Annotated in this window: 13 protein-coding genes; 4 read left to right on the top strand and 9 right to left on the bottom strand. The window is 72.1% G+C overall.

The genetic code is table 11. The features are described 5' to 3' along the window. Positions 1-31 precede the first annotated feature (31 nt). The 4 genes from ACQP0N_RS12325 to aspS form a co-directional block, all read right to left on the bottom strand. Complete coding sequence (locus ACQP0N_RS12325) at positions 32-1,444, bottom strand: MFS transporter (RefSeq protein ID WP_433120090.1); 1,413 nt, start codon at positions 1,442-1,444, stop codon at positions 32-34. 114 nt (positions 1,445-1,558) lie between these two features. After that, positions 1,559-2,176, bottom strand: coding sequence for an ArsR/SmtB family transcription factor (locus tag ACQP0N_RS12320; protein ID WP_433120088.1), 618 nt, complete (start codon positions 2,174-2,176; stop codon positions 1,559-1,561). 64 nt (positions 2,177-2,240) lie between these two features. Continuing rightward, positions 2,241-3,050 (bottom strand): SDR family oxidoreductase, encoded by an 810-nt coding sequence (locus ACQP0N_RS12315; protein WP_433120086.1) that lies wholly within the window; start codon positions 3,048-3,050, stop codon positions 2,241-2,243. Positions 3,051-3,141: 91 nt separating this feature from the next. After that, entirely contained in the window at positions 3,142-4,947 is a 1,806-nt protein-coding gene (gene aspS / locus ACQP0N_RS12310; protein WP_433120084.1) for an aspartate--tRNA ligase, read from the bottom strand. A gap of 155 nt (positions 4,948-5,102) precedes the next feature. On the opposite strand from aspS, the gene ACQP0N_RS12305 reads away from it, so the two are divergent. Next, positions 5,103-5,822: a DUF998 domain-containing protein gene (locus tag ACQP0N_RS12305; protein ID WP_433120082.1), complete on the top strand. Its 720-nt coding sequence runs from the start codon at positions 5,103-5,105 to the stop codon at positions 5,820-5,822. Positions 5,823-5,885: 63 nt separating this feature from the next. On the opposite strand, the gene ACQP0N_RS12300 is transcribed toward ACQP0N_RS12305, so the two are convergent. After that, entirely contained in the window at positions 5,886-6,929 is a 1,044-nt protein-coding gene (locus ACQP0N_RS12300; protein ID WP_433120080.1) for a S1 family peptidase, read from the bottom strand. A 318-nt stretch (positions 6,930-7,247) separates the two neighbouring features. Then, positions 7,248-7,724 (bottom strand): winged helix-turn-helix transcriptional regulator, encoded by a 477-nt coding sequence (locus ACQP0N_RS12295; protein ID WP_355053673.1) that lies wholly within the window; start codon positions 7,722-7,724, stop codon positions 7,248-7,250. A 55-nt stretch (positions 7,725-7,779) separates the two neighbouring features. On the opposite strand from ACQP0N_RS12295, the gene ACQP0N_RS12290 reads away from it, so the two are divergent. After that, entirely contained in the window at positions 7,780-8,286 is a 507-nt protein-coding gene (locus tag ACQP0N_RS12290; RefSeq protein WP_433120078.1) for a PaaI family thioesterase, read from the top strand. A gap of 100 nt (positions 8,287-8,386) precedes the next feature. Here the strand turns inward: ACQP0N_RS12290 and ACQP0N_RS12285 are convergent, their stop codons facing one another. From ACQP0N_RS12285 to ACQP0N_RS12275, 3 genes are all read right to left on the bottom strand, one after another. Further along, positions 8,387-9,328 (bottom strand): acyl-ACP desaturase, encoded by a 942-nt coding sequence (locus tag ACQP0N_RS12285; RefSeq protein ID WP_357133509.1) that lies wholly within the window; start codon positions 9,326-9,328, stop codon positions 8,387-8,389. A 71-nt stretch (positions 9,329-9,399) separates the two neighbouring features. Continuing rightward, on the bottom strand, positions 9,400-10,728 hold the full coding sequence (gene hisS / locus ACQP0N_RS12280; protein WP_355053631.1) for a histidine--tRNA ligase: 1,329 nt from the start codon (positions 10,726-10,728) through the stop codon (positions 9,400-9,402). Positions 10,729-10,800: 72 nt separating this feature from the next. Further along, entirely contained in the window at positions 10,801-11,511 is a 711-nt protein-coding gene (locus tag ACQP0N_RS12275) for an MBL fold metallo-hydrolase (RefSeq protein WP_355053632.1), read from the bottom strand. Positions 11,512-11,777: 266 nt separating this feature from the next. Here ACQP0N_RS12275 and ACQP0N_RS12270 point away from each other — a divergent pair, with 266 nt between their 5' ends. Beyond that, the gene (locus ACQP0N_RS12270) at positions 11,778-12,650 is read left to right on the top strand and encodes a peptidylprolyl isomerase (protein WP_433120074.1); all 873 of its coding nucleotides are present in this window, start codon (positions 11,778-11,780) and stop codon (positions 12,648-12,650) included. Positions 12,651-12,710: 60 nt separating this feature from the next. Next, a complete protein-coding gene (locus ACQP0N_RS12265; protein ID WP_355053634.1) occupies positions 12,711-13,550 on the top strand; it encodes a peptidylprolyl isomerase in 840 nt (279 codons plus the stop codon). Positions 13,551-13,584 lie beyond the last annotated feature (34 nt).

Here is a 13,584-nt window from a genome sequence, read left to right as displayed (position 1 = left end):
CCGGCCGGCCGGCCGGCTGGCCGGCGAGTTCTTATGGCCGCTCGACCGGCACTGCCGCCACGGTCGGGTCCACGCCACCGCCCGTCGGGTCCGCGCCGCCACCGGCAGGGCCGGCGGGGTCCACGCCGCCGCGCGGGCCGGGCAGGCCGGGCGGATCCACAGCAGCGCCGGGGCCGGCCGGGGCCTGTCCACCGGCCGGGTCCGACACGGCCCGCCGGTCGGCCCGCCAGGCGGGCAGGTAGAGCGGGGCGGCGACGGCCAGCACGACCGCGCCGACCACCATCGCCGTACCCACGCTGGTGCTGGCCGCGAGCGCGGTCAGCACGACTCCGCCGAGCGCGGCGGCCGGCTGCCCCATCATCGAGTTCAGGGAGAGCACGCTGGTGCGGTACGGGCCGTCGACCTGGCGGTGCAGCAGGCCACTGTGCAGCGGGTTCGACGCGCCGTGCACGGCGTAGCAGGCCAGGTAGGCGACGAGCACCCCGACCGGGCCGGCGAACAGGCCCATCCCGACCACCGTGACGCCCTGCAGGATGCGCAGCAGGGCCGCGCCCAGCGCCGCCCCGGGCCAGCGCAGCAGCAGCGGGGTCAGCGCCGCGCCGGCGGCGTTGGCGATCCAGGCGGCGGAGCTGGCCGGCCCGAGCAGCGCGGCGGCGCGTTCCGGGTCGCCGACCACCTCGGCGAGCCGGACCGGTAGCAGCGATTCGAAGGTGATCATGCCGAAGCCCCAGAACAGCTCCACCGCCACCAACGCGAGAAGTACCCGGGATCGGCGCAGCAGGCCGACCGCCTGGCCGATCATGCGGGGGGCCTGCGTCACCGACGCGCGCACCGCCGCCAGACCGGTGGCCGGACGCTCCTCGACCAGCAGGACCAGCAACGCGCCGAGTGCCACCGCCTGCGCGAGGAGCGCGGCCAGCACCGGCACGGTGAGGGCGGTGACCGGGCCGAGCGGCCCGAGCGCGACGAGTCCGCCACTGAGCAGGGCCCCGCCGCCGATGGCGATGCCGACGACGGTGCCGGCGTACCCGAGGCCCTTCTCGTACTCGGCCTGCGGGTCGGCGGCCAGGGTGGCGTCGACGTACCAGGACTCCAGGGGGCCGCTGTCGAGCGCCCGGTAGACGCCCTGCAGGGCCCAGACCAGGAAGAACAGCGCGAACGAGTCGGCCACCGCAAACACCGCGAGGGAGGCGAGGTTGAGGACCCCGGCGGCGAGCAGGACCGGCTTGCGCCCGAGGGCGTCGGCGAAGCCACCGGTGGGTAGTTCCAGCGCGAGCACCAGCAGCCCCTGCGCGGTGGTGACCAGACCGATCTGCGGCAGCGACAGGCCGCGCTCCTGCATCAGCAGGATCATCACCGGGATCAGCAGGCCCGTGGGCAGCCAGCGCAGGCCGTACAGCGTGAGGTAGCGACGTCGGACCTGGCGTACGGTGAGCGCGCTCACGACGTCACCTCCATTCGCGACTGCGGGGCTCGCAAACCCGGCTCACTCCTCGCGCTCACGACGCCACCTCCATTCGCGACTGCGGGGCTCGCAAACCCGGCTCACTCCTCGCGCTCATCGGGGACCGTCCAGCAGCGGATAGGCGGCCAGGAAGACCTGCACCGGCCGGGCCTGCGGGTCGGCGGGCTCGGCCGGGCCGACCGACTCGGCCTCCCGGTGGTACCGCTCCAGCACCTGCCACACCTCCGCCTTGAGCGCCTCCAGCCGCTCGGGCGGGACCGTCATGAAGATGTCGCCCATGCCGAAGGCGTCCCGCCAGGCGGGGGACCACTCGTGCTGGTTGGCGAACCAGCGGTCGGCGTGTTCGACGAGGAGGCGCACCTGGTCGCCCTGGATCCACTCGATGGCGGCACGGGCGTCGGGGTCGTCGTCGAAGTCGCTCGGCTCCCAGCTCGTGACGTCGTGCGCGGCCTGCCACCAGCGCTGCCGTCCGCTGCCCCGGTCGGGATCCTCGGTGACCAGCCCGACCTCGGCGAGTTGGCGCAGGTGATAGCTGGTCGCGCCGGTATTGGTGCCGAGCAGCTCGGCGAGGGTGGTGGCGGTGGCGGGCCCGTTCACCCGCAGGGCACCGACCAGTCGCATCCGCAGCGGGTGCGCGAGCACCCGGACCTGCCGCTTGTCGATCCGCACCTCCCGCGGAGTCGACTGCGGGGACGCTTCGTCATTCACCATGACTGCACACTATCTCTGCACACTTCCTGTGCACAACTCTTGTGCACAGGAAGTGTGCACGATGTCAGGCCAGGAGTTCCCGTACCCCGCGCAGTCGCGTCCGCAGCAGACCGGCGGCGCGGGTGGAGTCGAGGCGTACGTCGCTCGGGCGCACCACGCCGACGGCGGCGGCCGTGGTGGTCTTCAGCCCTGTCGCGTCCAACCTGAACCGCTCGGCGACCAGGAGGCCCAGCTCGGCCCGGCTGACGGCGTCCGCGCCGGCCACGTTGAGCAGACCGGCGTACGACGAGCCGACCAGCTCCAGCACGGCGTCGGCCAGGTCGGTGACGTCGACCGGGCACCGGACCTCGTCGGTGAACAGCACGGCCCGGCCGGCGAGCGCGTCACGGCAGAGCTGGATCTGCTTGCTGCCCTCCCCCAGGATCAGCGAGGTACGCACCAGCGCCGCGCCGGGATCGATCGCGCGAACGGCGGTCTCGGCCGCCGCCTTCGCGGCCCCGTACGCGTTGACCGGGCTGGGTGGCTCGTCGTCGGCGTACGGCTGGGGCCGGCCGCCGTGCAGCGCGTCGCTGGACAGGTGCACCAGGCGCGCGCCCACCTCGGCGGCGGCGAGGGCCACGTGGGCGGTGCCGTCGGCGGTGACCGTCCAGTCGTCGTACCGGTAGGGGGTGGCGACCACGGCGTCCGGCCGCACCTCGGCGACCAGCGCGCGCACGGCGGCCCGGTCGGTCACGTCCAACCGCCGCTCCGCGACCCCCGGCACCCCGATCTCAGTGCGGTGGAACGTCCCGACGACCGAAAGCCCCGCCTGTACGCCCCGCCGACAAACCTCCCGCCCGAGAAACCCACTACCCCCGACGACAAGCACCCGCATCCCCAACCACTCCCCCGTTGATCAAGAGGTTTGCGTCATCTCGCGGGGCGATGATGACGCAAACCTCTTGATCAACCAAACAGGGGCGGGGCTAGACCGGGTCGGCCACCGGGGCGGCCGGGCCGGCCGTGCCGGTGTGGGCCGCAGGCGCGGGCTTGGGCTTGGCATCAATGCCGGCCTCGGCGCGCTGCTGGCCCGTGATCGGGGTGGGTGCGCCGGTCAGCGGGTCGAAGCCGCCCCGGGTCTTCGGGAACGCGATGACCTCGCGGATGGAGTCCGCGCCGGCCAGCAGCATGCAGACCCGGTCCCAGCCGAACGCGATGCCGCCGTGCGGCGGGGCGCCGTACTTGAACGCCTCCAGCAGGAAGCCGAACTTGTCCTGCGCCTCCTCCGGCGTGATGCCGAGCAGGTCGAAGACCCGCTTCTGCACGTCACCCCGGTGGATACGGATCGACCCGCCGCCGATCTCGTTGCCGTTGCAGACGATGTCGTACGCGTACGCCAGGGCCCGGTCCGGCGCCTCCTCGAACCGGTCCACCCACTCGGCGTTCGGCGAGGTGAACGGGTGGTGCACGGCCGTCCAGCCACCCTCGTCAGTGCGCTCGAACATCGGCGCGTCGACCACCCAGCAGAACGCCCAGGCGCTCTCGTCGATCAGGCCGGAGCGCTTGGCGATCTCGATCCGCGCCGCGCCGAGCAGCTCCTGCGCCTCGCGGGTGGTCGTGCTCGCCGCGAAGAAGACCGCGTCGCCCGGCTTGGCGCCGACCGCGTCGGCGAGCCCGCCCAGGTGCTCGGCGGAGAGGTTCTTCGCCACCGGGCCGCGCGCCTCGCCGGTCTCGGCGTCCAGCACCACGTACGCCAGGCCCCGCGCGCCGCGCGCCTTGGCCCAGTCCTGCCAGCCGTCCAGCTCCTTGCGGGTCTGGGCCGCGCCACCGGGCATCACGACCGCGCCCACGTAGCCGCCCGCGTCGATCGCGCCGGCGAAGACCCGGAACTCGGTGCCGCGCAGGTAGTCGGTCAGTTCGGTCAGCTCGACGCCGTAGCGCAGGTCCGGCTTGTCCGAGCCGTACCGGGCCATCGCGTCGTGCCAGGTGATCCGCGGGATCGGTCGGGTGATCTCGTGCCCGGCCAGGTCCTTCCAGAGCGCCGAGACGATCGCCTCGCCGAGGTCGATCACGTCGTCCTCGGTGACGAAGGACATCTCGATGTCGAGCTGGGTGAACTCCGGCTGCCGGTCGGCGCGGAAGTCCTCGTCGCGGTAGCAGCGGGCGATCTGGTAGTACCGCTCCATGCCGCCGACCATCAGCAGCTGCTTGAAGAGCTGCGGCGACTGCGGCAGCGCGTACCAGCTGCCGGGCTGCAACCGCACCGGCACCAGGAAGTCCCGGGCGCCCTCCGGGGTCGACCGGGTCAGCGTCGGCGTCTCGATCTCCAGGAAGTCCCGCTCGTGCAGCACGCCCCGGGCGAGCTGGCTGGCGCGCGAGCGCAGCCGCAGCGCGTTCGCCGGGCCGCTGCGGCGCAGGTCCAGGTAGCGGTACTTGAGCCGGATGTCGTCACCGGCCTCGACCTGGTCGTCCACCGGGAGTGGCAGCGGCGCGGCCTCGGAGAGCACCTCCAGCGCGGCGGCGGTCACCTCGACCTCGCCGGTGGGCAGGTCGGGGTTCTCGTTGCCCTCGGGGCGGCGGGTCACCTCGCCGGTGACCTTCACGCAGAACTCGTTGCGCAGCGCGTGCGCGTCCTCCTCGCGGAACACCACCTGCACGACGCCGGAGCCGTCGCGCAGGTCGACGAAGATGACACCGCCGTGGTCGCGCCGGCGGGCCACCCACCCGGCGAGCGTCACCGTCGAGCCGGCGTCCGCGGCGCGCAGGCTTCCGGCATTGTGGGTACGGATCACGGCTGGCAACTCCTCATCGTGGAACAGTCCTCACCCGCATTCTGTCAGGGGTGGCCGGCCCCGCTGGGGGGCACCCGTCAGGCCGGGCCCGATTCGCTGGTGGACGAGCCGGCGAACCCCGGACGACGGGCCCCGATGCCGGTTAGCGTGGCCTGATGCGCGCCGTACCGAACTGGGGCGTCGCCACGGCGGTCGCCGCGCCGGTGCTGCTGGTGGGCGGCTGGACGGTCGCGGGCGCCCGGCAGCCCACCGGGTACGACCCGATCCGGGACACCATCAGCGAACTGGCCGGGCGCGACGCCACCGACGCCTGGATCATGATCAGTGCCCTGGTGCTGCTCGGGTGCTGTTACCTGGCGACCGCCGCGGTGCTGCACGCGGCGGGCCTTCCGAGTCGCTTCCTGCTCGCCGTCGGCGGCGTGGCCACCATCGCGCTCGTCGCCTTTCCCCGGCCGACGGTCGGCGGCTCGCTCAGCCACGGCATCGTGGCGACCATCGCCGTCCTGGCGCTGGCGCTCTGGCCGGCCGGGTCGGCGCTGCGGCTGTCGCCGGGCCCGGACGCCGCGCATCCACGCACGCCGCAACCGCCCTGGGCGTTCCGGCGCGGCGTGGCGTTGAGCGCCACGCTGGTGCTGCTGGCCCTGTTCGGCTGGTTCGCGTTCGAGGTGACCAGCGGATCCCGGACCGGTCTGGCCGAACGGGTGACGGCGGTGGGCGTCTCGCTCTGGCCGCTGCTGGCGGTGTTGTCGGCCCGCCAGGCGCACCTGGCGTGGGCCGCCACCGGCACCACGCCAGTCGGACCGGCAGTGCCGACGACCGGTGTCGTACCCCCGGATTCGTTGCTGCCGACGGACGGGCCCGACCGGCTCGCGTGAGCCGACCCGCACGCGCGACGCGGGCCGCCGGAGTGCCCCGGCGGCCCGCGTGCGGTACGTCGATCAGAAGACGCTGACGCCGTAGACGCTCAGCGGCTCGGTGACCGGCTGGAAGAAGGTGGTACCGCCGGTGCGGCAGTTACCGCTGCCGCCGGAGGTGAGGCCGAGCGCGGTGCTACCGGAGAAGAGCGAGCCACCGCTGTCGCCACCCTCGGCGCAGACGTTGGTGCGGATCAGGCCGGAGACCGAGCCCTCGGCGTAGTTCACCGTGGCGTTGGTCGCCGTCACCGAGCCGCTACGCAGGCCGGTGGTGCTGCCGGAGCGCTGCACCGACTGGCCGACCGACGCGTTGCCGGCGCCGGTGATGTCCCGGTAGCTGCCGTTGTAGAGGTAGACGTTACCGGCGGCGTTCGCCGAGTTGCTGTGCCGCACGATGCCGTAGTCGTTGCCCGGGAAGCTGGTGCCGGTACGGGTGCCGAGCAGGCTGGTCTGGCTCGAGTTCGAGTACCAGTTGGTGCCGAGGTTGGTGCAGTGCCCGGCGGTCAGGAAGTAGTAGGTGCTGCCGCTGCGCACGTTGAAGCCCAGCGAGCAGCGGTAACCGCCGGTGTAGATGGCCTGGCCACCGGAGATCCGGGTGCTCAGCACGCCGGCCTCGGCCTCTACCCGCACCGCGCCGTTGGCACGCGCGGCGGCCGCCTTGACCCGCTCCAGCTTGGCGCCGGTGACGGTGCTGTCGACGGAGACGACCACCTGGTTGGTGATCGGGTCGCTCCACCAGGCGGTGCCCGGGATCTTCGCCGAGCGCTCCAGCTCGGCGGTGGCCCGGTTGAGCTCGGCGGCGCCACGGGTGACGTACCGGACGCTCGCTCCGGCCTTGCTGACCGCGCTCGCGGCGGCCGCGTCGGTCACCGTGACGACGGTCTTGCCGCTGGCGTCGATGTACGAGCCGGCGGAGCGGTCGCCGAGCTGAGCGGAGAGGGCCGCGCCGGCGTCGGGCGAGGCGGCGGGGGCGGCCTGGGCGGGTGCGCCGATGAGCGAGCCGACGACCAGGGTTCCGCTCACGGCAACGGTCGCCGCAACGCGGAAGGAGGACCTCGTGGGTCGCATGTAACAAACCTCCTGGGCGGGGGAGACGGGTCTGGCCGGGGATGGCTGACCCGAGGGCAACCCGGCCGATCTGCGAAAACCGGCCGAGTGAACTGAAGTATTCACATACTTAAGATCATTAACAAGATCTGGTTTCGCCCGAATTCGTCGACTGGCATCGATCACACCGCCGCAACACCACGGACACGCTCGGCGACACCTGCCGTCACACCCCGACGATCGCCGGATCTCTTTCGGACACCCTCGCGCGACGGCGGCCGTTGGTGCCACAACGAGCAAACGCATGTGACGCAGACCCGCCACAGCGGGCGGGCGACGTCAGACCGTGCGGCGGCGCGCGCCGGGCCCGGGGCGGGGCAGTACGTCTCGGGCGTCCGCCACCGCGTGTCCGTCGGCGCAGCGCAGCTCGGCGCGCACTTCGGCGCCGCAGTCGCGGTGCTCCACGCGCAACGGCGCGCCCTCGGCGTCGGCCAGGTACCTGTCGCCCCACCCGAGCACGGCGACGAGCACGGGCCAGAGGGCGAAGCCCATCTCCGTCAGCCGGTACTCGTGGCGCAGCCGGCTGCCGGGCTCCCGGTACGGCTCACGACGAAGGACGCCCCGCTCGACCAGCAGGGCCAGCCGGTTGGTAAGAACCTGCCTGGGGATCCCGGTACGGACCCGCATGTCGTCGAAGCGCCGTACGCCGCTGAACACCTCGCGCAGCACCACCATGGTCCACCGCTCGCCGAGGATCTCCATCGCGCGGGCGATGGTGCAGTTCTCCACCGACCAGTCCAGTGCCGCGGGCCTCATCCGACCAGGCTAGGTCTCATTGACAGACTCAGCAACATGCTGCGAGGCTGCATCCATGACGCAGACTCAGGAGCCGGCGCGCAGCCGTACCTTCACCTGGTCGGACCCGGCGGCCAACGCGGCCCAGGTCGGTCAGCGCAGCGGCCTCGACATGCTTCGCGCGATGATCGCGGGGGAACTGGCCGCACCCCCGGTGATGCACCTGCTCGACATGGCCCGCATGGAGGCCGACGAGGGGCGCGTCGTCGTCGAGCTGACCCCCCAGGAGTTCCACTACAACCCGCTGGGCACCGTACACGGCGGCGTCCTCTCGACACTGCTGGACACCGCCGCCGCCTGCGCCGTACACACCACGCTGCCCGCCGGGGTCGGCTACACCTCGCTGGACCTGAACGTGAAGTTCCTCCGGCCGGTCACCGTCGCGAGCGGCACGTTGAGCTGCGAGGGCACGGTCCTGCAACGCGGACGCCGCACGGCCCTGGCCGAAGCCCGCCTAACAGACGCGCAGAGCCGCCTGGTAGCCCACGCCACCAGCACCTGCCTGATCCTCCCCCTCCCCTAACCCCTTTGCCGTCGATCTTGCAGTTCCTGTCGCCGAAACGCGGGCTGTGCCCCGATTCGTGACAACAGAAAGTGCAAGATCGACGGGGTGGAGGTGGGGGTTAGCGCTGGGCTAGGCGGGCGGCTCGGGCGTCGCGCTTTTCTTCGAAGCGGGACGCCGCGCGGTCCAGGGCGTCGAGCTGGGTGGCGAGTTGTTCGCGGGCGGCTTCGCCGTCGGCGTCGAGGCCGGTGACGTTGAAGACGTCCCACTGGCGCAGCACCGGCTGCAACACCTCGTCGCGGTGCTGGCGCAGGTCGTAGATGCCGGCCAGGGCGATCGCCACCGACTTGCGGGCGAAGCCGTCGATGCCGCTGCCGGGCATCTGGAAGTCGGCGACGACATCGGCGACGGCCCGCATGGCCTGGCTCGGGGCCAGCTCGAACGCGGCGGCGAGCAGGTTCCGGTAGAAGACCATGTGCAGGTTCTCGTCGGCGGCCACCCGGGCCAGCAGCGCCTCGCAGGCGGGGTCGCCGGTGGCCTTGCCGGTGTTGCGGTGCGAGATCCGGGTGGCCAACTCCTGGAACGAGACGTACGCCAGCGAGTGCAGCACCTCGTCGCCGTGCGCGTTGGTGTAGCCCTCCGACATGTGCGTCATCCGGGCCCGCTCCAACGCCACCGGGTCGACGGCGCGGGTGACGGTCAGGTAGTCGCGGATCGCGACGCCATGCCGGCCCTCCTCCGCGGTCCAGCGGTGCACCCAGGTGCCCCAGGCGCCGTCGCGGCCGAACAGGGTGGCGATCTCGTGGTGGTACGAGGGCAGGTTGTCCTCGGTCAGCAGGTTCACGATCAGCGCGGTGCGGGCCACGTCCGGGATCGTCGAGTCGGTCGGCGACCACGCCTCGCCACCGAGCGGCCCGTCGAAGGTGCGCCCCTCGCTCCACGGCACGTACTCGTGCGGGAACCACTCCTTCGCCAGCGAGAGATGGCGGTCCAGGTTGCGCGCGACTACCGGCTCCAGCTCGACGAGCAGGGCGGTCTGGCTCAGTGTGGTGCTCACGGTCACGAAGAACTCCCTACGGTGGCGTAACTTACGCTACCGTAGGTCCCCGCGACCGATAGCGCCAGTGGAAGCCCTCAGTTCACCGCCGGCCGGAGGTCGCCCGCGGGTGGCGTCCAGGCCTGCGCGTCGGCCGTGATCTGCTCACCGGAGCGGATGTCCTTCACCTCGTCCGCCGCGCCGTCGGCACCCGGGAACCAGACGTACGGGATGCCCCGCCGCTCGGCGTACCGGATCTGCTTGCCGAACTTGGCCGCGCTCGGGGACACCTCGGTGGCGATCCCCCGCCGACGCAGCTCCGCCGCGATCCTGTCGCTGGCCGCACGGTGCTCCTCGTCGGCGAGCGCCACCAGGACACAGGTGGGCACCGAACGGGAGACGGTCAGCTCCCCCGCGCCGAAGAGCAGCCCGAGCAGTCGGGTCACCCCGATCGAGATGCCCACACCGGGGTACGAGACCGCGCCCGCGCTGGCCAGGTTGTCGTACCGGCCGCCGGAGCAGATCGAGCCGAACCGCTCGTAGCCGCGTAGCTGGGTCTCGTAGACCGTGCCCGTGTAGTAGTCCAGGCCGCGGGCGATGCGCAGGTCCGCCACGCAGAGGCCGGGCGAGTGCCCGGCCGCGGTCTCCACCACCCGGACCAGCTCGTCGACGCCCTCGTCCAGCAGCGGGTCGGTGACCCCGAGCGCGCGTACGGCGTCGGCGAACGAGGCGTCCGGCGCGGAGATCTCGGCCAACGCGAGGCACGCCTTGGCCTGCGCCTCGCTCGCCCCCGCGGTCTCGGCCAGCAGCTCGACCACCTTCGCCGGGCCGATCTTGTCGAGCTTGTCGACGGTACGTAGCGCCGCCTCCGGGTCGGTCACCCCGATGCCCCGGAAGAAGCCCTCCCAGATCTTGCGGTTGTTCACCTGGATGGTCACCGGCGGGATGGGCAGGGCGCGCAGCGCGTCCCCGATGACCAGCGGCATCTCCGCCTCGTGGTGCGGGGCCAGGGTGTCCCGGTCGACGATGTCGATGTCGGCCTGGACGAACTCCCGGTAGCGGCCCTCCTGCGGCCGCTCCCCCCGCCACACCTTCTGGATCTGGTAACGACGGAACGGGAAGGTGAGCTTGCCGGCGTTCTCCAACACGTAGCGGGCGAACGGCACGGTCAGGTCGAAGTGCAGCCCGAGCTGGTCGTCACCACCGGCGCCCTCGGCGTCGGCGTGCAGCCGCCGGATCACGTAGACCTCCTTGGAGGTCTCCCCCTTGCGCAGGAGCTGGTCCAGCGGCTCCACCGAGCGGGTCTCCAGCGGGGCGAACCCGTACAGCTCGAAGGTGTCGCGGATCTTGTCGAGCACGAACTGCTCGATCATCCGCTGACCGGGGGTCCACTCCGGGAACCCGGAGATGGGCGTGGGCTTGCTCATCGCGTACTCCTTGCGGTTCCGCGCCCGCGGCGCGGTGGTGTCGTGGGTCCGCGCGCGGCGCGGACGAATGATCTAGAAACCCCGGGTGGGCGCGGCCGGCGACGTGCCGGCCACCTCGACGAGGTACGGGTTGCTGGCGCGCTCGCGGCCGATGGTGGTGCTCGGGCCGTGGCCGGGCAGCACGACGGTGTCGTCGGCCAGCGGAAGGATCTTGTCGCGCAGGCTGGCGAGCATGGCCGGCATGCTGCCGCCGGGCAGGTCGGTGCGGCCGATGGAACCGGCGAAGAGGACGTCGCCGGAGAGGCAGATCTCGTCCGCCTCCCAGCCCGACCCGGCGCCGGGCAGCCGGAACAGCACCGACCCGCCGGTATGGCCCGGTGCGTGGTCGACGGCGATCTCCAGGCCGGCGAGCGTGAGGGTGGCGCCGTCGGTCAACTCGGCCACGTCCTCCGGCTCGCTGTAGCTCAGCCGGCCGCCGAAGAGCGACGTCAGGTCGGCCGAGAGGCCCTTGGCCGGGTCGGCGAGCATCTCCCGGTCGCCGGGGTGCACGTACGCGGTGATTCCGCGGGCGTCGCAGACCGGCGCCACCGAGAACGTGTGGTCCAGGTGGCCGTGGGTGAGCAGCACGGCGGCCGGATGCAGGCGGTGCTCGGCGAGCAGCGCGTCGAGCTGGTCGAGCACCCCGATGCCGGGGTCGACCACCACGCACTGCTCCCCCGGCGCGGTGGCGACCACGTAACAGTTGGTGCCGAAGGCGTCCGCGGGAAAGCCGGCCACGAGCACGGGCGCTGTCCTCTCCGTCGAGCTGTCGTCCTGCCCAGCAGCCTATCGGGCGGGTCGACCGGGTTTGCCGCGTCCGTCCCGCACGCCCCGACCGGCACAGTGACAACTTCCGATAAGCGCTGCTCGGGGCGGGGTGGACCTCGTACACCACATTCCCAGTCACTAGCCGTACACTCTGGCGGGCGTGTGGCGCGGCACACGCGACGCCCGGACGGGCCGGGAGAGCCGGCCGCCGGTGACGATCAGGCGAAGAAAGGGGAGCACCTGTGGCTTCCAGCAGGGACCGGCAGCGCAAACTGGCGCGGGCCAAGCTCGACCGGCAGATGGCACGCCGAGCGGCCGCCACACGGCGTCGTCGGCAGATCCAGGCCGGTGTGGGCGCCTTCCTGGTCCTCGCGGTGATCGTGGCCGGCTCGGCCTGGGCGCTCGGTGCGTTCGACTCCGACCCGAAGCAGAACGCGGCGGCCGAGGACACCTGCCTCTGGACCCCGCAGGACGCGACGGCGAACACCAACCTCAAGGACGTCGGTACGCCGGAGACCAAGGGTCTTCCCACCGACGGCACCCGGCCGATGACCGTCACCACCAACCAGGGTGCGCCGATCACCGCCGAGCTGAACCTGACCAGCTCGCCGTGCGCCGCCGCGAGCATCGCCCACCTGGCGGGTCGGTCGTTCTACGACAACACCAAGTGCCACGAGATCACCACCGACGGCGCGCTGCGCTGCGGTGACCCGAGCGGCACCGGCCTGGGCGGGCCCACCTACTCGTTCTACGACGAGGACGTGCCGACCGCGCCGTCGCCCTCGGCCAGCCCCGCGCCCGGACAGCCGCCGACGTACCCCAAGGGCACCGTGGCGATGATCTCCAACCCGCCGGGCACCAACGGCAGCCAGTTCCTGATCTTCTTCAAGGACTTCACCACGGCGGACCCGAAGTACCCGGTGATCGGCAAGGTCACCGGCGGCCTGGACGTGGTGGAGAAGATCGGCGCCCAGCCGACCGTGGACAATGGGACCGGGGCGAAGGTCAAGCCCAAGACCGACGTGGTGATCCAGAGCCTCACGGTCGGCGAGCCGGTCACCGGCGCGGCACCGCCGCCGTCCGGCGCCCCGGCCACCAGCCCGAGCGCCGGCTGACCGGTCGCCCCAACCCACCTTAAGCGGCACCCCGCAGCAAACAGCCAGGAGGATCCAGGCGTGACGTCCACCAGAGAGCGGCAGCGCGCGGCGGCACGCGCCCGACTCGAGAAGGAGATGGCCGAGCGCTCGGCCAAGGCCCGCAAGCGCCGCCAGACGCAGGCGATCGTCGGCGCCGCCGCCGTGCTGGTGCTCGTGGTCGCCGGCACCGTCTGGCTGGCCACGACCCTCGGCGGCGACGACGACAAGGACAAGAACGCCGCGTCGGCGCCCGGGGCGTCCGAGTGCGTCTACAACGCGATGCCGGCCGACCAGCGGTCCCCGCAGATCAAGGACGTCGGGGTACCGAGCAACCAGCAGTCCGCCAGCGGTGTGCAGACCATGACGATCGACACCAACCTGGGCCCGATCACGGCGAAGGTAGACCGGTCGCAGGTGCCCTGCACCGCGGGGGCGTTCAGCCTCCTCGCCGAGAAGAAGTTCTTCGACAACACCAAGTGCCACCGCCTGGTGACCGAGGGCATCAAGGTGCTGCAGTGCGGTGACCCGAGCGCCACCGGCAAGGGTTGGCGCGACACCGACGGCACGGGTGGCCCGAGCTTCCGGCTGCCCGAGGAGAACCTGCCCACCGACAAGCGCCCGCCGTACCCGGAGGGTGTCATCGCGATGGCCAACTCCGGTCAGCCGGGCAGCACCGGCAGCCAGTTCTTCATCGTGTACGGGGACTCGCCGCTCGACCCGGCGTACACCGTGCTGGGCACCGTCACCGGTGGCATGGACATCGTCAAGGACGTGGCCAAGGCCGGCGACGACGGGGCGTTCGCCCAGCAGGCCGGTGGCGGCCACCCGAAGAAGGAGGTCGTCATCAAGACCCTCACGATGAGCGCGCCGCAGGGCTGACACCCGCCAGGATGACGAAGCGCCCGCCGGCTGA

Origin of the sequence: Micromonospora sp. CA-246542 (genome assembly GCF_050942905.1) — a bacterium.
GTDB lineage: Bacteria > Actinomycetota > Actinomycetes > Mycobacteriales > Micromonosporaceae > Micromonospora.
Note: the sequence above shows the minus strand (reverse complement) of the source record. Positions and strands in the feature narration are given on the sequence as shown.

Excerpts from the sequence above, each read along its gene's own strand:
- ACQP0N_RS12320 (WP_433120088.1), bottom strand. The coding sequence starts at position 2,176 with ATGGTGAATGACGAAGCGTCCCCGCAGTCGACTCCGCGGGAGGTGCGG.
- ACQP0N_RS12315 (WP_433120086.1), bottom strand. The coding sequence starts at position 3,050 with ATGCGGGTGCTTGTCGTCGGGGGTAGTGGGTTTCTCGGGCGGGAGGTT.
- ACQP0N_RS12305 (WP_433120082.1), top strand. The coding sequence starts at position 5,103 with ATGCGCGCCGTACCGAACTGGGGCGTCGCCACGGCGGTCGCCGCGCCG.
- ACQP0N_RS12300 (WP_433120080.1), bottom strand. The coding sequence starts at position 6,929 with ATGCGACCCACGAGGTCCTCCTTCCGCGTTGCGGCGACCGTTGCCGTG.
- ACQP0N_RS12295 (WP_355053673.1), bottom strand. The coding sequence starts at position 7,724 with ATGAGGCCCGCGGCACTGGACTGGTCGGTGGAGAACTGCACCATCGCC.
- ACQP0N_RS12290 (WP_433120078.1), top strand. The coding sequence starts at position 7,780 with ATGACGCAGACTCAGGAGCCGGCGCGCAGCCGTACCTTCACCTGGTCG.
- hisS (WP_355053631.1), bottom strand. The coding sequence starts at position 10,728 with ATGAGCAAGCCCACGCCCATCTCCGGGTTCCCGGAGTGGACCCCCGGT.